The organism is Actinoplanes sp. GCM10030250, assembly GCF_042666575.1.
Classification (GTDB): domain Bacteria; phylum Actinomycetota; class Actinomycetes; order Mycobacteriales; family Micromonosporaceae; genus Actinoplanes.
The window spans coordinates 198,345-220,656 of the sequence record NZ_JBHTDO010000006.1 but is presented as its reverse complement, the minus strand read 5'-3'; the positions used below and the strand labels follow the sequence as shown (position 1 = coordinate 220,656).

Below are 22,312 nucleotides of genomic sequence, written 5' to 3'. Positions count from 1 at the left end.
GGTAGAGTGTGGCGATGTCCGACTCGCAGAGCGTCATCATCGAGCATCAGCAGGTGGCCGGCGCCGACTGGTCGCGGCAGACGTTCGCGACGTTCACCACGGTCGGCGCCACCCTCACCGGCTGCCGGTTCGACCGCGCCCGCATCCAGGACGCCGGTCTCGGTGCGGGCGCTGAGCTGTCGGAGTTGATCGGCTGCTCGTTCGACGGAACGTCGCTGCGCGCCCTGGGCGGCTTCACACGCTTCGTCAACTGCACCTTCCGCAACGTACGGGTGACCAAGCCGGCCCCCGACTATCTGGAGTTCGTCGACTGCACGTTCACCGGCAAGCTGACCGGCCTGCACTTCTGGGGCGCCCCGCTGGACGCTCCCGGCCGTTACCGGCGCCACGCGACGTCGCTGGCCCGGCGTGGCCTCCCGGCGCCGCCGCCGGCCGTGGAGTCGCTGATGCTCCGCCCCCACAACGACGTCCGCGGCAACGACTTCAGCCAGGCCACCCTGATCGACGTGAACTTCCGCTTCGGCGTCGACCTGACCATCCAGAAGCTCCCGTCCGGCCCCGGCTACATCTACGTCCCCGACGCCGCCGCGGCGTTGCCCCGCGCCCAGGCGACCCTGACCGACGACCGGGCGCGCGCCTTCTTGCAGAGCCTGCTCGACCGAGAGGTCGCCCAGGGCCAGCACCAGCTGTGGCTCCGCCCGGCCGACTTCACCCGCAAGGGCGAGGTCCCGGCGCACATCGTCGCGGCCACCGAGGCCCTGCGCTGAGCCGCAGGTCCCCGAAGATCCGTAGTTCGGCGACGTTGACGTAGGTGCTGCTCGCGACCCGCAGGTAGCGGAACTCGCCGTCGGTCAGCGACGGCAGGTTCTGCCAGGAGAGGGTCTTGAACTTGGCACCGGTGAGAGTGGTCCAGTTCGTGCGATCGTTCGAGCCCTGGAACACCAGGTCGGCCAGCCGGACCATGCCGGTGTTGTCCCGTCGGGCGAGCAGGTCCAGGCGGTCGAGCCGGAACGCCGATCCGGCGCCGAGGTCGAAGGTGACGGCGTTCGCGACGTCGCTGAAGGTGGCCGCGTTCGCGTCGAGCATCAGTGCGCCCTGCGCGGCCGGATCCGATTGGGCGGCGCGCAGGTCGATCAGGTGACGTTCGTCGGATCCGTAGAGGAACGTGCCGGCGTGCACGGTCGCGGCCCGCCGTCCGCCGGCGGTGGTGTGATCGATGGTGACGTCGAGCAAGCCGCCGCCGTCGAGGTCGCCGAGAGCGCCCGTCGCGGTCCACGACCGGCCGTCCGTGCTGGTCGCCGGCAGGTTCTGTCCGGCGACCGTGACGCTCACGCGCCTGATGGGGGTGGGACTGGTGAAGGCGACGTCGACGGTGTCGCCGGCGGTGACGCGTCCGGCCACGGCGTCCGGCGAGGTGACCGCGACCGTGTCGACGGTGCCGGGCACCTCCGAGCGCTGTCCGTGGATCCGTAGACCGGCGAACGACCAGAGGCCGGGGTACGCCGGATCGGTGGCGACGCCGGGATGGTCGACCTGGAACTTCAGGTAGCGGTACTTGTTCCGGGAGACGACGTTGATCTTCTGCCACAGGTTGGTGTCGGCGGCTTCCCGAGAGGTCAGCAGGTCCCAGGTGATGCCGTCGTCGGAGCCGTACACGTTGGTGCCCTGCAGACGGTTGCCGAACGTGAAGCGGGCCTGCAGGTCGAAGGATTTCGGGGCGATCCGGTACCGGGTGCCGAAGTCGAGCACGAACGACGCGACCCGCAGATCACCGATGCTGGTGTCGAAGTCGTCGTCGGTCAGGTTGCGCAGCGCGGCGGCGTCGAGCACGGTCGGCGTGACCACCCCGTCGCGGTAGTCCAGCGTCCCGTCGCCGAGCTTGGGGTTGAGCAGTCGCAGATCGCGGATGGTCTGCAGCAGTGTGGCGAGTGCCGTGCCGAAGCCGGCGCCGGTCCTCGCGGCCTTGCGTGCGGTGTGCAATGCGGTCTCGAAGGGCGTGCGGGTGGCCGTGGTGTAGACGGCCCGGCGGTCGGTGCCGTCGGCCACCGCTGCGTCCACGGTTTTCGCCCGGTCCTTGGAGACGACGATAACGAAGGTACGGGTGGCGATGCTCTGCCCGTCGTCGGCGACGATGCGCACCTCGTAACGGCCGGTGGCGCGTTTTCCGGGCGTCCAGCTCAGCGACCCGGCGTCGAAGGTGGCACCGGGGGGAAGCCCGATCGCCGTGTGGGTGACCGGTCCGCCGGTGCCGGTGGCGGCGAGGTCGACAGCCGAGGTGTGCCCGGCCGTCAGGTAGTACGTGCCGGCGACCTGCGTGAACTGCGGCGGCGTGAGGGTGGACTGCGCCTGCAGCCGCACGTGGCCGAGGTCGACCGTGGTGCCGGCCGCCCCGGTGAGGTGGTAGTGGTGGGCGTACGACCCGGCCTCCGGGTAGGTGACGTAACGCCACTGGCCATCGGTGGCGGGGATGCCGACGGTGGCGAGCACCGTGGATTTCCTCTCGTCCGGGTTGAGCGGCGAGGCCGGTTCCTTGTCCAGCACCTGCAGGGTGGCCGGCCCGTCGGCGCGGACGAGGACACCGTTGCTGCCGTTGCCGTCGTGCATGATGCGGTCGACGACGCTGGTGGTGCCCTGTGGGGTGACGTGGGCGCGGGCGAAGCCGTCGATGATTTCGGTGCGGTCGTCGAGGGGAAGGCTCCACCGTCCGAACCCGAGGTCGGAGTTCGCGGGCTGAGCGGGCGGCGTGGTGCCGGCGAGTGCGGCCGGGAAGGCCACCCAGTATTCGGGGTTCTTGTCACCGGGCGCCCAGAAGTTGGCGACCGCGGTGCCGTTGTAGTAGTACGGGCCGTCCTGCCGGGCGGACAGTTCGGCCAGCCACGGCGCTTCGGCGGCGACGTCGACCCCACGTTCCAGGGCGTACTCGTAGTACAGCTCGTTGACCGGGTTGAACAGCCGGCCCCGGTAGGCCTGTGAGGTGGTGCCGTTCCAGCCGTCGCCGCGTTCGTCGGCCCACGGCACCCAGACACCCTGCATGAAACCGTAGAAGGCGTTCGCGCCGGCGAGCAGCCGCCGGCCGAGGAAGTCGTAGGCGCTCACCGCGTCCGGCCGGGCCGACACGGTGCCTGCCGACGGGTCGACCCGGGTGCCCTGGACTTCGAGCATCCGTGCCAGGCCGGTGTAGTTGTCGATGTTGCACTCGCCGTGGGCCTGGTCGCGGGCCATCTCTCGGACCTGCACGAAGTCGTAGCCGTACGGGTTGTGCGGATTGTCGGCAGTGATGAGCGGGATCTGCGGGGCGAGCGCGCCGTTGTCGTAGCCGTCATAGGCGGAGTTGACGGTGAACCACTCGACGCCCTTGGCGTATCCCGCCCGGTCGTCGGCATAGATCGCGGTGGCGATCCGGCCGAACAGTCCGAAGTTGTGTTGGTTCATCCATGTGGTGTTGGAGTACAGGAACTTCTCCACCACCGGGTTCGCGAAGTTGGTCAGCAGCCGCCGGTCGTCCTCGGCGCTCCATACGACGTCGTAGCCGCCGTGGGTTCCCGGGGTGGCGTCGGCCAGTGGCGCGGTGGCGCGGATGATCTCGGCGGCCATCAGGAACTGGTAGAGCGGATGCCCGGTGTGGATGTGCGCGTCCGGGAAGTACACGAACCGGTTCGGATCCATGCCCGACCAGGTGCGCAGGGCCTGGACGGCGTTGCGCCGGTACACCTCGTCACCGGTGACGGTCCACATCAGGGCCTGGGTCAGCGCGCCGAAGGAGTCGTTGGTCTCCCGGTTGCGCATACCGGCCGCCGTGAACGCCGGATCGAGGGGCACGTCGGGCTGGGCCGCCGACTTCGCGTTGGAGGCCCGGTAGGTCGTGGACGCGAAACTGGTGGCCGCCATCGCGCCGAAGTACGACGCCCACGGCTGCTGCCCGGCGCGCACCTGATTCTGGGCGGTGCGCAGGTCAGCGGCCGACAATCCGACGCCGGGGTGGACGAACCCGGCGTCGCTGACGGTCTCGGTGATCGCGACGACGTCGCCGGTGATCAGGCCGGTGGGGTCGGCCGCCGACGCGGGCAGGACCGTGGCGGTCACGCCGAGCCCGGTGCAGAGGACGGTGGTCAGAGCGACGAAGCGCCCGGCTCGTCTCATCGGATTCCTTTCACATTGAGAAGGAGTGCGGAGTACGGCGCGAGCCGGATCTCCAGTTCCGTTCCGCCGCTCACCGAGCCCCAGGCGGGGAAGAGCACGGTGGCGTGCCCGCTGATGTCGAGCTGCAGCACGTCGTCGCCGCCGTCGCGCCGCCAGACGGCCAGGTAGAGGTCGTCGGCGTCACGGGCGCCGACGACGATCCACGGATCACGCCAGCCCGGCAGCCCCAGCGGCCACACCGGCGTCGACCGGGCCACCGCGGCCCGGATATCGCGATACACGGCCAGCCCGTCGCGGAGGACCGCCCGCTGCTGCGGGTTCAGCGTGTCGATGCGCCCGGCGAGGTGGATCCGGCCCAGCATGGCGCTGATCAGGGAGAACGCCAGTTCGTCGCGGTTCATCGAACCGTCTGCCGATGCCCAGATCCCGGCTTGCTCCGGTGGGATCGCCAGCGGTGCGGCGGCGGCGATCGGCGGCATCGCCCGGAAGTCTTGCTGGTCGGTCAGCGACTGGATCGGGAACACCGCCTCGCTGGCCGGGTCGGTCCGCGAACCACCCGCCGCGCAGCCCTCCACGACCAGGCCGGGATGCCGGTCCATCACCGCGGCCACCCAGTCCAGCAGCGCCCGCCCGTGCCCGAGCAGCCCCGCCCCGGCCGGTTCACCGATGCCGCCGTCGGTACCCGGCCCGGTGTCGACGTTGTAGTCGAACTTCAGATAGCCGAGCCCGAACCGGGCGACGAGCCCGTCCACCACCGCGTCGAGATGCGCGCGGGCCGCGGGATGCCGCAGGTCGAGCTGGTAGCGGCCCCACTCGGCGACCCGGACACCGTCACGCTGGAAGAACGCCTCGTCCGGCAGGGTGTGTGCGACCGGGCTGCGCAGGCCGATCACCTCGGGTTCCAGCCACAGCCCCGGCGTCATCCCGGCGCCGCGAATCCGGTCGATCACCGCGTCCAGGCCACCGCCCGGGAACCGGGTGACCGACGGCTCCCAGGTGCCGACCGAGTCCCACCAGCCACCGGCCTCGTCGTCGTACCAGCCGGCGTCGATCACGAACGTCTCCACCCCGAGATCGGCGGCGGCCTCGATCAACGGCAGTTCCCGCTCGGTCGTCGGATCGGCCATCAGCGCGTTCAGGAAGTCGTTGTACACGACCGGCAGCGTGCCGTGGTCGCGGTGCGGTCGCCGGATCCGGCGCCGGTGCGCGGCCAATGCGGCGCTCACGGCGGTGAGCGCGCCTTCCGCCGATCCGGGCACGACCGCAAGAGCCACTGCGACGGTACGGAGATAGCCGCCCCGGTCGAGCCTGCCTTTCCACTGGTGCTCCAGCAGTGTCGGCCCGAACACGGCCAGGTAGACGTCGTCATAGCGGTCACCGAGTTCGACGTGCCAGGTGGTGTTGGACTCGACCTGCCAGGCCAGCATCCGCCCGGTCCGGCTGTCCTCGACGATGCCCATGGCCAGGTGCTCGGAGGTGGACCAGGCGCCGGTGGAGGTGAGGCTGATCCGGTTCTTCGAGCCGACCTGCTGGAACCGGGTCATCCCGACGTCGTGGAGGCCGTGTTCGGCCAGGGTGGCCCGCCGCCACCGGAACTCGCCGCTCCACGGGTTCGCCGCGGTCCAGAGCGCGACCTCATTTTCCCAGCGTGCGCCGTGCCCGATGCCGGACACCGCACCCGTGGTGACGTGCTCCACGGTCACCGGCCGGTCGCAGGTCAACTCGGCCCACGATCGCAGCACCGCAGTGCCCTCGGCCAGCTCGTAGTGCACGGTCGCCCGCAGCCCGGATCGCTCGTCGGCCAGGTGAAGCCGCAGCCGGGCGACGCCGTCACGGCGTTCCGCGCCGGAGTCGCCCAGGCGCATCCGCTGGCCGGCCGCGCCGTCGACGTGGCGTTTTCCGGAGGTGCCCGATCGCCCCTCACCGGCGAGAGCGACTTCCAGGATCGGCAGCGCGGACCGGCGCAGCCCGGCCAGGTCAGGTTGGGGCTCGGCGGTGTGCCAGAGCGCGACCAGCCGCGGGGCGGTGTCCGGGCCGTGGGCGATGACCAGGCGCAGCACGTCGTTGCCCCAGGTCAGTTGCTGTTCCGCGTCCGCGGCGAGGCCGGGCAGGGTGACCGTCACGAGATGACTCCGGTAACCGGGTCGATCGTCCACACATCACGCCACAGGAGTTGGGCTTTGCCGCCGCTGATCTCGAGGGGCAGCCACACCGGAGCCGAGTGGAAAAGGTCGTCCTTGCGCCAGCGGTCGCCGACGTAGATGTGGCTGGTTCGCCGGGTGCCGTGGACGGTGACCACGACGGAGGTCTGTGAGTCGTGGGTGGCGCTGCCGGGCGGCGCGAAGTCGGCCCATTCGCTCCACGGCCCGGCCAGGTCCGTGGCGGTGGCGACCTTGTTGTCGTTGGTGGACCAGCCGGTCAGATCGGAGCCGAACAGGTAGTAGAGACCGTCGTGCCGGACCAGTGCCGGCGACTCGTAGCCGTGGGTGCCGGCTGGGGTCAGCGTGGTCGAGACGCGCTCCTCGGCGGACAGCTGGTCGGGGGCGAGGCGGTAGATGTGCAGGCCGTGGGGGCGGTCCTCGGAGAGCAGGTAGGCGGTGCCGTCCTCATCGGTGAAGACCCCGATGTCGCGGCTCTCGTTGCCGAGCGGTCGTTCGCCGTGCAGGTACCGGTACGGCCCCTGCGGCCGGTCGGCGATCGCCCATCCGACTCGGGCGTCGCTGTAGTCGGGGGCGTCGAGGTGCAGAAGCATGACGTATGCGCCGTCGCGGCGGCGCAGCACCTTGGGCCGTTCGACGATGCGACCGGGAGCCAGGTCGGGCACCACCGGGTCGGGCGACAGCGCGTGGCCGTGGTAGGTCCAGGTCGCCAGGTCGGGAGAGGAGTAACAAGCCACCCCGCCGAAGGTGGGGCCGGCCGACTTGTCCTCACCCCAGGCCCAGAAGAGGCCGTCGATCTGGTGGATGCCGACGCCGTGCAGTTGGGCGACCCGGCCGGCCTGGTCGAGAAAGAGGGAGCCCGGAACGATCTTTCCGGGTGGCGCGGGCGTGGACATGTGTCCTCCTTGGAGCGAGCGCGTAGAGAACGTTATCAGCGTGTTTCCGTGCTGAAAAGACGTCAATACTGACTGAGAATAGAAATCGTTATCTCGACGGCGGCGAGCGGTGGCGAGCGGTGGCGAGCGGTGGCTGGTCGGGCAGGCGGTCAGCCGGCAGCCCAGAGCGGACCGCGTTCGGTCAGCGTCCGGGTCTGCGGGATTAGCAAGTCCGCGGGGGAGTGGCCGAGGGTGGAGACGAAGACGCGGCCCGCGCCGAAACGGCGGATCCACGCGACCGGCATGACGGCGCCGGCCGTCTCGGGTGCCTCCGGACGTCGAGGGTCTCGGCCGTCCGTACCGCGAAGCCGTTGGTTGTCAGGAAGTCGCGAACAGCTCGGTGCAGGCGACCGGTTCGTGGCCGTCCCAGCCGCCCCGGACCATCAGTGCCCTCATCGGTCGCTGCCTTTCAGCTCGAACTCGGTGAACTCAGCCGTGAAGCGGCGCCGGGCCAGATCCTGCACGCAGACGCCGATCATGCTGCCGGTGAACCGCAGCGGCGGCCCGATCTCGTCGGACAGCGCGTCGAGATCCAGTTCCCAGCGATGGCCGTGGCCGGTGGTCATCACCAGCCGGAGCCCGTCGATCTCGGCTCGCAGTCGCAGCGGACCCGAACCCGCCGGATGCCAGCCGTGCTCGATGACTCCGGTGGGGGACCTGCTGATCACGCCGACCACCCGGCCCCGGCTCTCGTCATGGGTGACCGCGAGGTAGTGGTACCCGCTGGTGTTGTAGTAGACGACCAGCCCGGCCATCTCGGTGAATCGCCGTGGTTCCGCGTCGACGGTCACCTCGGCGGTGCAGTCGAGGCTGGTCAGGCGGCGCGCCAGCAGGGACTGGTGAAACAGCGAGTCCAGGCTCTCCCGGCCGCGCAGCCGCAGCCGGCCGGGCCGGCTGACCAGGTCGGCCTCGGCCGGTCCTCGGGGGCTCACCCATTCCGGTCCCCGAAAGGGCTTCTCGTCCATGGCCGGTTCCGGTGCGGCGTCGATGCCGGGCACTTCGATGTACGGGTGATGGCCGCCCCCGGCCAGCCGCAGCCACCCGTCCTCGTCCCAGAACACACGCTGCAGGAACGTCTCCCGCCCGAGCGGCGACCGCAGCCCCGTCCTGCCCAGGACCGGCCGCGACCCGAGGTGCACCACGTAGTGCTCCCCGTCCGGGGTGGTGATCAGCTGCCCGTGCCCGGCTTTGTGGATCGCGGCGCGCGGGTCGTCGCGGGAGGTGAGCAGCGGCCGCGGATCGGTCTCGTACGGCCCCCGCAGCTCCCTCGATCGGGCCAGCCGGATCCCGTGGTTGTACCCGGTCCCGCCTTCGGCCAGCATGAGATAGAACCAGCCGTCGCGTTCGAACAGGTGCGAGCCCTCCACCAGTTCCGCACTGGTGTGGACGAGTTCCGGCTCGCCGATGAGTTCCCGGCGCTCGTGGTCGTACTCCTGCAGCAGGATCCCGCCGAAGGAGAACCGGCCGGCCCGGTGGTCCCAGTTGAGATTGAGCAGGTAGCGCCGCCCGTCCGCGGCGTGGAACAGCGACGGGTCGAAGCCGGAGGAGTTGAGGTGCACCGGGTCGCTCCACGGCCCGGCCGGGTCGGTCGCGGTGACCAGGTAGTTGTCGAGGTCCTTGTAGGCCCCGCTCATGGTCCGCACGACCGTGAACACCAGCCAGTAGAGCTCGTCGTGGTAGCTGAGCGCCGGCGCCCAGACGCCGCCGGAGTCGGGAACCCCGCGCAGGTCGAGTTGTTCCGGCCGGTCCAGCGCGGCGCCGATCGGCTGCCAGGTGCGCAGGTCTGTCGACGAGTGCAGGCCGACCCCCGGAAACCACTCGAAGGTGCTGGTGGCGATCAGGTACCGAGCACCGACGCGGATGGCGGACGGGTCCGGGTGGAAGCCCGGGAGAATCGGGTTGATGATCATTTGAAGAGCGCTCCTCGTCGCCGGAATCCTGGTAACGGTCTCTATCGGGGCGGCCGTAGTCATCGACGCATCAGGACGTCAGGGTACTGCGAGCTGCGACGTTCCACGTTGGCAACTTCGCGGCAACGAGCTATTGACGACGTTGAGCCCGAAGCTTACGTTCTGTAGAAATCGATTTCTATAGCGTGACACATCTTCGGAGGCTTACGGATGAACGGCAGGGGCAGGCGAGGACTGGCCGCCGCGCTGGCGGTGGGCATGGCTTTCGCGATCACCGCGTGCGGGAAGAACGAGGCGTCGGCGGGGCCGGTCGAGGTGGAGTACTGGGCCTGGTCGCCGAACAACGAGCCGGTGGTGGCCAAGTTCAACGAGACGCACACCGATGTCAAGATCAAATTTGTGAAGCAGGCCGACAATCCGACCGCGGCCAGCGGGCTGCGCAACGCCGTCGCCGCCGGGAAGGACGTGCCCTGCCTGGTGCAGAGCTTCGGCGAGGTGCCGTCCCTGCTGGCCGAAGGGCTGCTCGCCGACGTCACCGAGCACCTCACGCCCTACATCGGGAAGAAGGTCTTCACCGACACCTCGGTCAAGGCCGTCACCGTCGAAGGCAAGCATTACAGCGTTCCGGCCGGGGCCGCTCCCAGCTTCATGATGATCAACCGGGCGGTCTACGACCAGCACGGCATCGCCGTCCCCAAGACCTGGGACGACATCATCGCCGCGGGGATCAAGCTCAAGCCGCATGGCGTCCAGGTGATGAACCTGGCCGGCGAGGACCCCAGCATCCTGGTCAACCTGACCCAGCAGGCCGGTGGCACCTGGTACACAGTGCAGGACGGCGCCTGGAAGGTCGGCTTCCTGTCCCCGGAGTCGCGGAAGGCCGCCGCCGTCGTGCAACAGCTCGTCGACAACGGCATCGTCGCGAACCAGACCTACACCGACCGGCCCGCCCTGATCTCCTACTTCGACCAGGGCAAGATGGCCTCCCTGCCGACCCAGACCTGGCAGCTGTCCAACTACGAGACCAACTTCAAGAACTCCCTCGGCGACTGGCAGCCCATCGATCTGCCGCAATACGCCGACGCCTCCACGTTCGTCACTCCCGCCCACGGCAGCGCCACGCTCATCCCCAAGGGCTGCGCCCATCTCGCCGAGGCCACCGAGGTGGGCGTCTGGCTGAACAGCAGCAAGGACGCCATCGACGCGTCCTACCTCCCGGCGACCGGCGCCTACGCCTGGCCCGGAGCGATCCCCGACCCGTCACCGTGGGTCGAGTCGGTGGTTCCGAAGAACCTGTTCGGTGACCGCCGTGCGGAGGCCGTCCCGGTCATCCTCAAAGCCACCAAGGCCGGCATCGACCCGTGGACGGTCGGCCCCAACTACACCGGTGTCTTCAAGGAACTGCAGGACCAGTGGGCTCTCGCGGTCACCAGGAAAATCACCTTCCAGCAGCTACTGGAGCACATGCAGACATATACCGTCGACGACCTCAAGGCCAAGGGGATCAACGTCGCGAGTAGCTGACCGGCCGGCCGACAGGAGAGACGTACAGCCATGGACATCACCCTGGCACGGCAGGCGTTGAAGCCGCCGGCCGTGCCGCCCCCCATCGAGAACCCGTCCGCCAAGATCCGCCGTCGTACGACCTGGCAGGGCGCGTCCTTCACCGTTCCCTATTTCCTCGGCTTCGCCCTGTTCATCGTCGTCCCGGTGATCGTGGGACTCAGCGAGAGCCTCTACACCAAGAAGTCCTCCGGGCTCGGCTTCGGCGGGCAGACCATCACCTTCAGCGGGCTCGACAACTTCACCCGGGGCATGAGCGACGAGGCGTTCTGGGGTGGGCTGCTGCGGGTCACGCTGTTCTCGCTGATCGTCATCCCGGTCATCCAGATCATCGGCCTGGCCGCGGCGCTGCTGATCGACGAGGTCGGGCGCCGGGCGGCCGGCCGGTTCCGGGTGGCGTTGCTGATTCCGCACATGGTTCCCGGGATCGTGGCGATCCTGATCTGGATCTACCTCTACAGCCCGGTGGTCGGCCCGCTCACCCCGTTCTTCCAGCTGTTCGGCATCGACGCCGACTTCTACAGTGGTGGCCTCATCTGGGTGTCGATCGGCAACATCATGGTGTGGAGCGGGATCGGCTTCAACATCCTGGTCGTGTACGGCGCGCTGCAGAACATTCCCCGGGAGATCTTCGACAGCGCCCGCGTCGACGGCGCGTCGGCGTTGCGGATCGCCTGGTCGATCAAGGTGCCGTTCGTGCGCACCTCGCTGGTCCTGACCTCGGTCCTGGCCATCATCGGGACCCTGCAGATCTTCAGTGACCCGATGCTGTTCCGGTCGATGACGCCGGAGACGGTCGACCGCAACTTCACGCCGATCATGATGATCTACGACCAGGCGTTCGCGGTCGGTGACCTGAGCTACGCCTCGGCCCTGTCGATCATCCTCGCCGCGGTGGTCGGCCTCGCCTCCGCGATCTTCTACAAGCTGACCAACAGGACGCCGACATGACCGACACCGCCCGCCGCCGAACGCCCAAGGTCCTGGTGCTGACCGGGCTCACGCTGTTCACCGCCTACTCGCTGGCCCCGATGTGGTTCCTGCTGGTGTCGTCGACGAAGTCCCAGCACGATCTCTACAACACCAATGGCCTGTGGTTCGCCGATTTCCGGCTGTGGGACAACTTGACGATGCTGTTCACCCACAACGACGGGATCTTCCTGCGCTGGATGGGCAACAGCCTCTGGTACGGGCTGACCAGCACCGTCGGCATGACGCTCATCTGTGTCGCCTGCGGATACGGCCTGGCCATGTACAGGTTCCCCGGCCGCGGCGTGCTGATGGCCTGCATCATCGGCTCCTTCCTGGTGCCCGGTGCCCTGCTGACCATCCCGTCGTTCCTGCTCTTCACCGACCTCGGCCTGGTCGACACGCCGTGGGCGGTGATCCTGCCCGGGTTCTTCGCCCCGCTGTCGGTCTATCTGGCCAAGGTGTACGCCGAAGGTGCCATCCCGCCGGAGCTGCTGGAGGCCGCCCGCATCGACGGTGCCGGCGAGTACCGGATCTTCTTCCAGATCGGTGTCCGGCTGATGAGCACCGGCGCGGCCACCATCTTCCTGCTCGGCTTCATCGGCTCGTGGAACGCCTTCTACTTCCCGCTGGTGTTCCTGCGCGGTGAGGAGAAGTGGACGGCGATGATCGGCCTCTACTCCTGGCTCAACGTCAAGGTGGAGAACTCCCTCGACCTGACCAGCCTGGTGGAGGCCGGCGCGCTGGTCTCCCTGATTCCGATGGTGGCGCTGATGCTCTCCATGCAGCGCTACTGGCGCTCCGGCATCACCCTCGGCAGCCTCAAGTAGAAAGTCCGCGGAGAATGGCCTGGTCCGTTGACGGACCAGGCCATTCTCCTTGTCAGGCGCTGCGGGCGAGCTCGTTCTCGTGGATGCGATGGGCGAGGGGCCGGCCGGCGACGAACCGGCTGAGCTCGTCGAGCACGCACTGACCGAGGCGGTGGATCTCGTTGCCGTGGGAGCCGCTGACGTGCGGGGTGAGGAAGACACCGGGCAGGTCGAACAACGGTGACGTGGGTGGCACCGGTTCGGGGTGGGTGACGTCGAGGACCGTGCTGATCCGTCCGGTGGTGACCTCGGCGGTCAGGGCGGCGGTGTCGACGATCTCGCCGCGGGCCGTGTTGATCAGAACCGCGCCGTCGGGGAGCAGGGCGATCCGTTCGGCACTGAGCATGCCGTGCGTCTCCGGGATGGCGGGCGCGTGCACGCTGACCACGGCGCACCGGCGCAACAGGTCGTCCAGGGGCAGCAGGGTCGCGCCCAGGCCGGCGGCTTCGGCCTCGGTGACGTACGGGTCGGCCAGGTGCACGTCGAGGTCGAAGGGGCGCAGCAGCTCCAGCACCCGGCGGCCGGTGCGGGAGGCGCCGATGATGCCGACGCGCCGGCCGAAGTTGCCGACGCCGGGGACCATCGCGGCCGGGGTGAACACCCGGTCGTCGCGGTAGCGTTCGCGCAGCGTGAAGACGCCCTTACCGGCGAACAGGATGGCAGCGAGGGCGTACTCGGCGACCGGGATCGCGTTGGCGGCGGCGGCGGAGGAGACCAGCAGGCCACGGTCCCAGCATGCCTGGGTGATGTGCGCCTTGACGGTGCCCGCGGCGTGCAGCACCACACGCAGCCGGGGTGCGGCGGCCAGGGTGACGGCGTCCAGCGGTGGGCAGCCCCAGCCAGTGATGAGCACCTCGGCCTCGGCCAGGACGCGGCTGATCGCGGGGGTGTTGAAGCGTTCGGCGACCAGGCGGGGGTCGACCCGGGTGAGGCGGCAGATCTGCTCCAGCACGTCGGGAGTGAACACTTCGGCCATGTGCCGGGAACGCATCGCGAAGAGTGCCACTGGGCGTTGCACCACGGTTGTTGTCCTCCAGCTCAGCAGCGGCGATAGAAACCGTTCTCTATCCTAGAAATCCGGCGAGCGCGCGTCAATGTGCCTGTCGTGGTGGGGTTGCCCTTGTTTCCTTGACGCTCATCAATGTTACGCCTATGTTGCGCAGATAACGTTCTCTACTTCCTGCAGAACCGTCCGGTGACCGAGTCATCCCCCTTCGCCGGTCCCGGGCGCCGATCAGATCTGGAGAGTGATCATGAGCAACGGTCACCACCCCCGCTTCAGTCGTCGTGGTCTGCTGACGGCGGCAGGCGCCGCGCTCGCCGGCACCGCTGTCACACCCGTCATCCGGCCGGCCGCCGCGGCCCCGGCCACCTTCACCCATCCCGGCATGCTGCACAGTGCCGGCGACCTCAACCGGGCCCGCGTGCGTGTCGGCGCCGGCCAGGACCCCTGGCTGTCGGGCTGGAACCGGCTGATCGCCAACGCGCACGCCCGGCCGACCTGGGTCGCCAACCCGCAGGCCACGATCATCCGCGGCGGCACCGGACAGAACTACGGCATCCTCTACAACGACATCCACGCCGCCTACCAGAACGCCCTGCGCTGGCGGATCTCCGGCGACACCGCCGCCGCCGACTGCGCCCGCGACATCCTCAACGCGTGGTCGGCCACCCTGACCACGGTCACCGGCAACGCCGACCGCTTCCTGGCCGCCGGCATCTACGGCTGGCAGTTCGCCAACGCCGCCGAGCTGATGCGCGGATACAGCGGCTTCGACCTGGCGCGCTTCCAGCGGATGATGCTCGGCGTCTTCTACCCGGTGAACAACGACTTCCTGACCAACCACAACGACGCCTGCATCAGCAACTACTGGGCCAACTGGGACCTGTGCACCATGGCGTCGATCATGGCGATCGGGATCCTCTGCGACGACACCGCCAAATACGACCAGGCCGTCAACTACTTCAAGAACGGCCCCGGCAACGGATCCATCAGCCGCGCCGTGCCGTTCGTCTACGCGAGCCAGGGTCTCGCCCAATGGCAGGAGTCCGGCCGCGACCAGGGCCACAGCCTGATGGGCATGGGCCAGATGGGCGCGATCTGCGAGATGGCCTGGAACCAGGGCGACGACCTGTACAGCTACGACAACACCCGATTCATGCGCGCCGCCGAATACGTCGCCCGGTACAACCTCGGCAACGAAGTCCCGTTCACCACCTACACCTGGGGAACCGGGCAGAACTGCGCCACCGCCACCCAGACTGTCATCTCGGCCGCCGGCCGCGGTCAGATCCGCCCGGTCTGGGACCAGCTCTACTACCACTACTACGGGCGGCTGCGCCGGTCCGTGCCGAACATCGCGGCCATCGCCGGACTCGGCCGGCCCGAAGGCGGCGGTGGCGACTACGGATCCAACAGCGGCGGCTTCGACCAGCTCGGATTCGGCACCCTCATGTACGCGAAATAGCCACTGCAGTATGGCCGGGCGGCGGCGCCGAGTCGCGGACCACCACGTGGGTGCCCAGCATCACGTGCTGCGGCCCGGCGTTCACACCGCGGCCGAGCGCGAGCCGGACCGCCGCCCGGCCCAACTCCTCCTGCGGTACGTGCACCGTGGTGAGCGCCGGGAACAGATCAGCGGCCAGCGGTATGTCGTCGTAACCGGCGACTGCCACATCCTCGGGCACCCGCTTGCCCGCCTCACGCAACGCCTGCAACACGCCGGCCGCCACCACGTCGGTGGCGGCCAGGACCGCGGTGAACTCGGCACCCTCGGCCAGTAGCTTGCGGGTGGCCTGATGACCGAACGTGCGACTGTGGTCGCCGGAGACGATCAGCTTCGGGTCGGGTTCGACGCCCATCGCCCGGTGGGCGTTGTGGAACCCGGTCACCCGCTGCGTGCTGGTGACCAGACCGGGCACCTGCCCGACGAACGCGATCCTGCGGTGCCCGGCGGCCAGGAGATGCCCGGTGATGGCGTAGGCGCCGCCCACGTTGTCGTACTCGACGACCGTTGCGGGAGCGGTCGGGTCGGCCAGCGGCGGCCGGCCGACCAGCACCAGGCGGGAACCGGACCGGTCGAGGGCGTGCGCATAGTGGATCAGCCGCTGCTCGTGAGCCTCGTTGTCCCGGGCCCCGCCGACCAGGATGACGGCGTCGGCAGCCTGCTGACGCATCAGGTCGATGAACCGCACGATCTGATCCCAGTCCGCGTCGGTGTTGCACACGATGCACAGCCGGCCCTCGTCCTTGGCCTGGTGCATCACGCCACGGGCGATGTAGGCGTAGAACGCCCCCGTGACGTCGTCGACCAGGAACGCGACGTTTTTCGTCGACGTGCCGGACAGCGCCCGCGCCTGCGCGTTGACCACGTAGTCCAGCTCGCGCATCGCCCGCAGCACCTTCGTGCGGGTGGCTGCCGCGACCGGATAGTTCTCCAGCAGCACCCGGGACACGGTGGCGGGGGAGACCCCGGCTCGCGCCGCGACGTCCTTGATAGTGGTCCTGCTGGCGTTGACCGGCGCCGACTTCCTTGCCACGGGCGATACCTCTCCGATCACGCTGTGTGTCGCACAGGATAGTCGACGATGACAGAACACGTTTTCCACAGTCCTCAGCGCAGTGCGACTGCTGCCCACGAGACCGGCGGCGGGGTGACCGCCAGTCGTCCGCCGTCAAGAACCGCTGCTTTCAGGGCACGCAGTGACACCCGCTGCGGATCGGCGAGCGTATTCACCGCGTAATGGTCCTCGTCGCACAGGACCAACGCCTCGGTGATCGACGACGGTGCGAAACCCCGAAGATCGAGCGTGCGCTGGTCCGTGTCCAGCGCTTTGATCACGGTGTAGCGGTTGATCGCATCCTGGATGTCGGAGGCGTCCTTGCTCTCCAGAATCGCCTTGGTCGCGGACAGGTGCCGAGGGCCAAGGCCTTCAACCCGGTTACTGTCGTGCAGTTCCCGGACCCTGCGGTTGCCAACGTCTACGACGTGGTGGCCGGGATGGCGCAGGGCGGGGGAGTCCTCGCCGCAGGACGGCGACGGCGGCAGCCGCGCGGCGATGGCCGCCGGGCTGGGAGAGAACACCGCGATCGCTGACTACGTGTGGCTGCCGATCAGATCGACGGCTTGGCCAACGTCGCCGGGCGCTGACGGGCCGGCTCTCGCGGGTCCCACGATGGTGAAGGGCTTCCGGCCGGTCCCGCGTTCGCGGAACCGGCCGGAAGGATTGCTAGACGTACGGGGTCTGGGTCAGTAGGTGGGCTTTGAAGCCTTCACCGACGCCGGGTTCCGGTGTGCCGGACCAGTCTTTGATGAGTACGGCGCCGGTGGTGCAGCCCCACGGGTTCCAGGTCCAGGCCAGGTATCCCATGTCGTGCGCGTCGGCCCAGGTGACCAGCCGTTGCATGTAGTCGAAGGCGCAGTTGTCCTGGCCGAACTCACCGAGGACCACGGGAATCTGCTGCGCGAGGGGGGCGATCTGGCTGTCCCAACAGGTTTCGTTGGCGCAGGCGTTGAAACTGTACGCGTGCCACGACGCGGCGATGTTGTTCAGCGGGTCGACCGGCTTGTACGCCAGCCACTGTTGCAGGTCGTTGGTCCACTCGAGGCCGCCGACCATCAGCATGTTCGTGGCGCCGGTGGCACGGACAGCGTCGACCAGGTCCTGCATGCCGGCCACCTCGTAGGGGATGCCGGTGCAGGTGCCGCCGTCGCGCAGGCATTGCCAACCCAGGGTCTTGTTCCAATCGCTGGCGATCTCCGGGTACGGCTCGTTGAACAGGTCGAAGACGACCGCGTCGTTGCCCTTGAAGGCAGTGGCCACGCCGGTCCAGAACTGCGGGGCGTAGCGCGCGTCGGGCGCCGGCTTCTGGCAGGTGGCGTGTTCGTCCGTGCAGTGCCAGTCCGGCCCGGTGGTGTAGGCGCCCCAGGTCCAGTGCAGGTCCAGGATCACGTTGATGCCGTTGGCGACGAGCAGGTTCACGTAGTCCTTGACGCCCTGCTGGTAGGTGGTGCCGCTGGGTGTGCCGTTGACGCCCAGCCAGCACTCTTCATTGAGCGGAATACGAACGGTACGGATGTTCCAGGTCTTCATCGCGTCGACGGACGCCTGGTCGACCGGGCCGGAGTCCCAGAGTCCCTTGCCCTGCACGCAGGCGAACTCGCCGCTCGATCGGTTCACGCCGAGCAGCCGGTACGCCCGGCCGTCCGCGGTGACGATCTTGTTGCCTGAGACCTTGAGCTTCGGGGCGGGTCCGCTGTCCGGCGGCGTGCTCGGCGGGGCGGAGGTCGGATCCGACGTCGGCGGGACCACAGAGCCGGTACACGCGACGCCGTTGAGGGAGAAGGAGGCCGGGACCGGGTTGGTGCCGCTCCACGCGCCGTTGAAGCCGATCGACGTGGACGCCCCCGTGCCGAGCTGCCCGTTCCAGCTCAAGCTTGCCGCCGTGACGCGGGTGCCGGACTGCGCCCAGGTGGCGCTCCAGCCCTGGTTGACCTTCTGGGCGGTGCTCGGGAGGTCGAAGGCCAGTGTCCAGCTGGTGACGGCCGACCCCAGGTTCCTGATGCCGACGCTCGCGGTGAACCCGCCGGACCACTGGCTCTGCACCGTGTAGGTGACCGAGCATCCGGTGGCCGCCGCCGCGGCCGGCATCGTGGCCGCGGATACGGCGCCGGCCACGAGTGCCATGGCGGCGCCGGAGGCCAGCAAGGGAGGACGAAATCTCATCATCTGATCTCCTGGGTGTTCAGAGGTGATCATTTTGGGAGCGCTCCCACAAGCTTATTAAGGCTATTTACCAAAGTCAATGTGCTGGCAAACCCGGCAAGACCTCGCCGGCCTGAATGCGTACGGCCACCGCTGCGGGCACAAAGTAAGCTGACTGATGAAAGTCGATGCACCGCTGCCGAGGAGGTTGCATGGCGACGAGCCCGGTCTGGGGCAGCAGGCTGAAAACCCGCGGGGTGGTGCTCGACCTGATCAGGGCGGCCCGCACGATCAGCCGGATCGAACTCGCGGCCTCCTCGGGGCTGACACCGCCGACGATCTCCGAGGTTGTCCGGGACCTGATGACCGACGGCCTGGTCGTCGAGGCCGGGCGCGGCGCGTCGACCGGCGGCAAGCCGCCCACGCTGCTGCAGCTCAACCCGCTCGCCCGTTACAGCGTCGGTGTGCAGCTCGAACGCAACGCCTGCGTCATCGTGGTCGTCGACCTGGCCGGGCGCCAGGTGGCCAGGACCTCGTTCCGCGGCACCGCCCAGATGCCGCCGGAGCAGGCGCTGCCGTTCCTGGCCGCACAGGTGAACGCGCTCCTTGACGCGGCGGCCGTCGACCGCGACCGGGTGCTCGGGGCCGGCCTGGTGAGCTACGGCCCTCAGGACCGGCACGCCGGCCTGCTGTTGACCCCGCAACCGACCGGCGAGTGGTTCGACTATCCGGTCGCACCCCGCCTCTCCGAGATCCTCGGCATGCCCGTCCTGCTGGACAACGACGCCGCCGCGGCCGCGATCGGCGAATACTGGATCGGCACGGTCGAGCCGCGCAGCACGTACGGCTGCATCTACATGGCCACCGGCATCGGTGGTGGGGTCGTCGTGGCCGGCGAGGTGTATCGCGGCAGTTCCTCGAACAGCGTGGAGATCGGCCACATCTCCATCGACGTCCACGGCGACGAGTGTCCGTGCGGCAACCGCGGCTGTCTGGAGAACTATGCCGGTCCGGCCGCCGTGGTCCGCCAGGCGCTGGCCACGCCCGAGCTCGCCGATCAACTGGTACTCGACCCGGCCGGAACAGACTTCCTCACCGAGTTCGCACGCATCGCCGCCGCCGCGAACGCCGGCAACACACAGGCGCGACACCTCATCGAGCAGTCAGCGCGATATCTGGGCTGCGCCGCCGTCACGATCACCAGCCTCTTCGATCTGGACCTGATCGTGCTTGCCGGACCCAGCTTCACCGTGGCCGGCTCGATCTACCAAACACTGATCCAGCAGGAGGTGGACCGCCGCACCTTCGCCCGCCGGGCGCACCCGGTGCGTGTCGTGCCATCGGTCAGCGGATCCGACGCGGCGGCGATCGGTGGAGCCGTGCTCGTACTGCAAAGCGAACTGACCGCCGGCCGCGCCCGGGATCGAGCTGCGCTCGGGTGGCGCGAACGCGAGTACGGCGAGCCCGGCGGCGGCGATGACGGCCGCGATGAGGACGAACAGCCGGCGCCGGCGCAGCCGGACCGAGATTGAACGATGCCTCAGGCGGACTTACCCTTTAAGAAACCGATGCCACGACAAGGCGTGCGAAATGCCGAATGTTGCGAGCTCCGCGTCGCGAAAAGCGGCGACCCTCCTGACGCGAGCCTGCCGGAAAGTCGCCGCCGGGATCACACTGATCCTCGCCATTGCCTGCTCTTTCTCGGGTGCCATCGGAGTCATCCTGCTGGTCGTCAGCTCCCCCTATCTGTATTACAAATCCGCTGAGCGCGATGCGGGCACCGCCGATCTTCTTTTTCGCGGTGATGCTGAAAGGTTCGAGCGTTCCCAGGCGCCACAGAGCGACATGGGTGTCATCTTCCACCGGATCATGCTTATCGGAGTCCTCGCACTGGCGATCGCAGTCGCGCTCTGGCTGCTACTACGCGTTGTCGACCGCCCGTCGGCTCGCCAACCACTGGAGCCGGATCCGGCCAGGGAGCGGCAGGGTGGAGAGTCGAGAAGGGAGGACCCGAGCCCGTGGTAGCCATCCCAGGGTGTACCGTGCCAAACCAGTCGCACACAGTGTGAGCTGGTCTTTCGCGGTACGCGTCGAGATCATCGGGATGTTGGCTGGGTGCGGGTCGGTTTGAGCTGAGCCGGCCGAGGCCTTGATGAACGGCACGTGTGCCGGTCGTGGCGGCCGTTTCCGTGAGCCCGGCGTCACGCCGGGCTCCGGACGCGGCCTGCGGTTCAGCGTGCGGGGGTCAGGCGGTAGACCAGGCCCGCCGCGTCGTCGGTCACGTAGAGCGCGCCGTCCGGGCCGGGGATCGCATCGACGCTGCGACCCCAGCGGGTGCCGTCGGCGTTCTGGAAGCCGGTCACGAGCGGCTGGGGCGGGGTGAGGGTGCGTTTGCGATTGTCCCAGGCGCTGTAGGAGACGGACGGTTCGCGGGGCGGGGTACGGTTCCACGATCCGTGCACGGTGATCAGGGCGCCGCGGCTCAGGGACTTCGGCAGCGTGGAGCCGTGGGTGAAGGCGAAGCCGAGGACGGCGCTGTGCGCGGGCAGGCCGAGGGCGGTGCGGTCGACATCCGCGCAGTCGAGCACCGTGCCGTCCGGGTTCCTGAGCGGCTGGGCGACGTACCCCAGGTTGGTGAGGTCGGGTCGCCCGGTGGTGTCCGGCACGCAGTAGGGCCAGCCCAGCTCGGTGCCCTTCGTGATCCGCGCGATCTGATCGACCGGGTTCTCGTTGATGTACGCCGGGACCTGCAGCCCGTACTGCCCGGTGTCGTCGCGGAACGGATAGGGCTGGTTGTCGGCCTGGTTGATCGCGGCGAACAGGGTGCCGTCGGGGGCGAAGGACAGGCCCGAGCCGTTGCGGACACCGGTGGCGACGGTCCGGTTGCCGGTGCCGTCCAGCTTGACCTGGGCGACCGTTGCCCGCTGCGGCGTGGACGTGCGGTCGATCGGGTCGTCGTTGGTTCGCGACCCGACGTTGTAGAGGATCTGGTCGCCGCGGACCACCGGGGTGATGCGGTCGTGTCCGCCGGTGGGCAGCCCGTCGACGACCGCCCGCTGGTTGGACACGGTGCCGTCTGCATAGTCCCACGCGACGATCCGGCTGCGGTCGCCGGCCACGAGGATGTGCCGGCCGCGCTGCTTGGCGAAGGCGAGCCCCTGCGGGTGGTTGAGCCCGCCGGCCAGGGTCGTGACGGCCGGGCCCCGGCCGCCGAGCGCCGGGGTGAGCGCCACGATCGATCCGGCGGCGCCGGTCGAGACGAGCAGGCGGCCGTCCGGTGCCCAGGCCAGGCGCCGCGCACCGGGGACGTTCGCCCAGACCTCGGCGGACCAGCCCGCGCGCAGGTTCAGCGACCGGCCGGCGGCAGCACCGGGATCGACACCTCCCGCCACCGTCAGCGCCACCGGCGACAGGGTGCCGGGCGCCATGGCCGAAGCCCCGGCGGTCAGAGTCAGGTCATCGCGGGTATATGCACCGAGCGTCATCACCAGACCGAGCGACAGCGTTGCCGCGGCGCCGGACCGGAGTCTCCGCTTGCCGTGTACGCCGGGCTGTGTGGAGTCCGGATGGGGAGTGCGCATGGCGGTACCTCTCGTCGAAGGGGCTCGAACTGCGATTTGTCGGCCAACGCATCGACGATAATGAAAGTATAAGGGCCGTGGGAGACCCTGCCAGGGACCCCTGTACCGTGCCGTCATTCGCCGGCTTGGGCCGTTGCGGTTGCCTGCGTCGCCGCCCAGGTGGCGAGCAACTCGAGGCCGTCGCCGGACGGGGTCCCCGGCTCGGCGGAGTACGTCATGACGGTCAGCCCGTCGTCACCGGGCAACTCGAGCGCCTCGAAGGCCAGATCCAGCTCGCCGACGGCGGGGTGGCGCAGACGTTTGGTGCCGTGGCGGTGCACGTAGACATCCTGAGCGGCCCACATGGTCCGGAAGGGCTCGCTGCGCATGGACAACTCGCCGATCAGGTTCATCAGTTGCTGGTCGTCGGGGTTCTGGGCGGCCGCGATGCGCAGCGCAGCGACGGCGGAGCGGGCCGCCTTAAATCAACGACGGGCAGTG

Annotated in this window: 17 protein-coding genes and 1 pseudogene; 7 read left to right on the top strand and 11 right to left on the bottom strand. The window is 68.9% G+C overall.

The genetic code is table 11. The annotated features are described in order from the left end of the window. The first annotated feature begins 14 nt into the window (after nucleotides 1-14). Entirely contained in the window at nucleotides 15-767 is a 753-nt protein-coding gene (locus ACFQV6_RS11605) for a hypothetical protein (protein WP_378027411.1), read from the top strand. On the opposite strand, the gene ACFQV6_RS11600 is transcribed toward ACFQV6_RS11605, so the two are convergent. The 5 genes from ACFQV6_RS11600 to ACFQV6_RS11580 form a co-directional block, all read right to left on the bottom strand. Beyond that, the gene (locus ACFQV6_RS11600) at nucleotides 709-4,140 is read right to left on the bottom strand and encodes a putative Ig domain-containing protein (protein WP_378027410.1); all 3,432 of its coding nucleotides are present in this window, start codon (nucleotides 4,138-4,140) and stop codon (nucleotides 709-711) included. The two genes, ACFQV6_RS11605 and ACFQV6_RS11600, sit on opposite strands and share 59 nt — an antisense overlap. Next, complete coding sequence (locus ACFQV6_RS11595; protein ID WP_378027409.1) at nucleotides 4,137-6,263, bottom strand: alpha-galactosidase; 2,127 nt, start codon at nucleotides 6,261-6,263, stop codon at nucleotides 4,137-4,139. The genes ACFQV6_RS11600 and ACFQV6_RS11595 overlap by 4 nt, the downstream gene beginning before the upstream one ends. Then, a complete protein-coding gene (locus tag ACFQV6_RS11590; RefSeq protein ID WP_378027408.1) occupies nucleotides 6,260-7,195 on the bottom strand; it encodes a family 43 glycosylhydrolase in 936 nt (311 codons plus the stop codon). Before ACFQV6_RS11590 ends, ACFQV6_RS11595 begins: the two co-directional genes overlap by 4 nt. Nucleotides 7,196-7,344: 149 nt before the next feature. After that, nucleotides 7,345-7,479, bottom strand: coding sequence for a ThuA domain-containing protein (locus ACFQV6_RS11585; protein WP_378027407.1), 135 nt, complete (start codon nucleotides 7,477-7,479; stop codon nucleotides 7,345-7,347). A gap of 147 nt (nucleotides 7,480-7,626) precedes the next feature. Beyond that, nucleotides 7,627-9,144 (bottom strand): glycoside hydrolase family 43 protein, encoded by a 1,518-nt coding sequence (locus ACFQV6_RS11580; protein ID WP_378027406.1) that lies wholly within the window; start codon nucleotides 9,142-9,144, stop codon nucleotides 7,627-7,629. Nucleotides 9,145-9,354: 210 nt separating this feature from the next. On the opposite strand from ACFQV6_RS11580, the gene ACFQV6_RS11575 reads away from it, so the two are divergent. Genes ACFQV6_RS11575 through ACFQV6_RS11565 form a run of 3 tightly spaced genes read left to right on the top strand, consistent with a single transcriptional unit; the run spans nucleotide 9,355 to nucleotide 12,506 of the window. Further along, nucleotides 9,355-10,668 carry an ABC transporter substrate-binding protein gene (locus ACFQV6_RS11575; RefSeq protein ID WP_378027405.1) on the top strand — a complete coding sequence of 438 codons (1,314 nt, stop codon included), beginning with the start codon at nucleotides 9,355-9,357 and terminating at the stop codon, nucleotides 10,666-10,668. 30 nt (nucleotides 10,669-10,698) lie between these two features. After that, nucleotides 10,699-11,658 carry a carbohydrate ABC transporter permease gene (locus ACFQV6_RS11570; RefSeq protein ID WP_378027404.1) on the top strand — a complete coding sequence of 320 codons (960 nt, stop codon included), beginning with the start codon at nucleotides 10,699-10,701 and terminating at the stop codon, nucleotides 11,656-11,658. Continuing rightward, on the top strand, nucleotides 11,655-12,506 hold the full coding sequence (locus ACFQV6_RS11565) for a carbohydrate ABC transporter permease (RefSeq protein ID WP_378027403.1): 852 nt from the start codon (nucleotides 11,655-11,657) through the stop codon (nucleotides 12,504-12,506). Before ACFQV6_RS11570 ends, ACFQV6_RS11565 begins: the two co-directional genes overlap by 4 nt. Before the next feature lie 52 nt (nucleotides 12,507-12,558). On the opposite strand, the gene ACFQV6_RS11560 is transcribed toward ACFQV6_RS11565, so the two are convergent. Further along, nucleotides 12,559-13,566 carry a hydroxyacid dehydrogenase gene (locus tag ACFQV6_RS11560; protein WP_378027402.1) on the bottom strand — a complete coding sequence of 336 codons (1,008 nt, stop codon included), beginning with the start codon at nucleotides 13,564-13,566 and terminating at the stop codon, nucleotides 12,559-12,561. A gap of 232 nt (nucleotides 13,567-13,798) precedes the next feature. Here ACFQV6_RS11560 and ACFQV6_RS11555 point away from each other — a divergent pair, with 232 nt between their 5' ends. Continuing rightward, the gene (locus ACFQV6_RS11555) at nucleotides 13,799-15,013 is read left to right on the top strand and encodes an alginate lyase family protein (protein WP_378027401.1); all 1,215 of its coding nucleotides are present in this window, start codon (nucleotides 13,799-13,801) and stop codon (nucleotides 15,011-15,013) included. Here the strand turns inward: ACFQV6_RS11555 and ACFQV6_RS11550 are convergent. The 3 genes from ACFQV6_RS11550 to ACFQV6_RS11540 form a co-directional block, all read right to left on the bottom strand. Then, on the bottom strand, nucleotides 14,997-16,085 hold the full coding sequence (locus ACFQV6_RS11550) for a LacI family DNA-binding transcriptional regulator (RefSeq protein WP_378027400.1): 1,089 nt from the start codon (nucleotides 16,083-16,085) through the stop codon (nucleotides 14,997-14,999). The genes ACFQV6_RS11555 and ACFQV6_RS11550 overlap by 17 nt on opposite strands. Before the next feature lie 74 nt (nucleotides 16,086-16,159). Then, nucleotides 16,160-16,630, bottom strand: a complete 471-nt coding sequence (locus ACFQV6_RS11545; RefSeq protein WP_378027399.1) for a hypothetical protein — start codon at nucleotides 16,628-16,630, stop codon at nucleotides 16,160-16,162. A gap of 145 nt (nucleotides 16,631-16,775) precedes the next feature. Next, entirely contained in the window at nucleotides 16,776-18,272 is a 1,497-nt protein-coding gene (locus ACFQV6_RS11540; protein WP_378027398.1) for a cellulase family glycosylhydrolase, read from the bottom strand. A gap of 191 nt (nucleotides 18,273-18,463) precedes the next feature. Here ACFQV6_RS11540 and ACFQV6_RS11535 point away from each other — a divergent pair, with 191 nt between their 5' ends. Together ACFQV6_RS11535 and ACFQV6_RS11530 are read left to right on the top strand one after the other, a co-directional pair. Continuing rightward, nucleotides 18,464-19,783: an ROK family transcriptional regulator gene (locus tag ACFQV6_RS11535; RefSeq protein WP_378027397.1), complete on the top strand. Its 1,320-nt coding sequence runs from the start codon at nucleotides 18,464-18,466 to the stop codon at nucleotides 19,781-19,783. Between the two features lie 58 nt (nucleotides 19,784-19,841). Then, nucleotides 19,842-20,276 (top strand): hypothetical protein, encoded by a 435-nt coding sequence (locus tag ACFQV6_RS11530; protein ID WP_378027396.1) that lies wholly within the window; start codon nucleotides 19,842-19,844, stop codon nucleotides 20,274-20,276. A gap of 206 nt (nucleotides 20,277-20,482) precedes the next feature. Here ACFQV6_RS11530 and ACFQV6_RS11525 read toward each other — a convergent pair whose 3' ends face one another. Together ACFQV6_RS11525 and ACFQV6_RS11520 are read right to left on the bottom strand one after the other, a co-directional pair. Continuing rightward, complete coding sequence (locus tag ACFQV6_RS11525) at nucleotides 20,483-21,832, bottom strand: PQQ-dependent sugar dehydrogenase (protein ID WP_378027395.1); 1,350 nt, start codon at nucleotides 21,830-21,832, stop codon at nucleotides 20,483-20,485. A 113-nt stretch (nucleotides 21,833-21,945) separates the two neighbouring features. Further along, a pseudogene (locus ACFQV6_RS11520) lies at nucleotides 21,946-22,278 on the bottom strand (transcriptional regulator); the annotation flags it as partial. Between the last annotated feature and the right edge of the window lie 34 nt (nucleotides 22,279-22,312).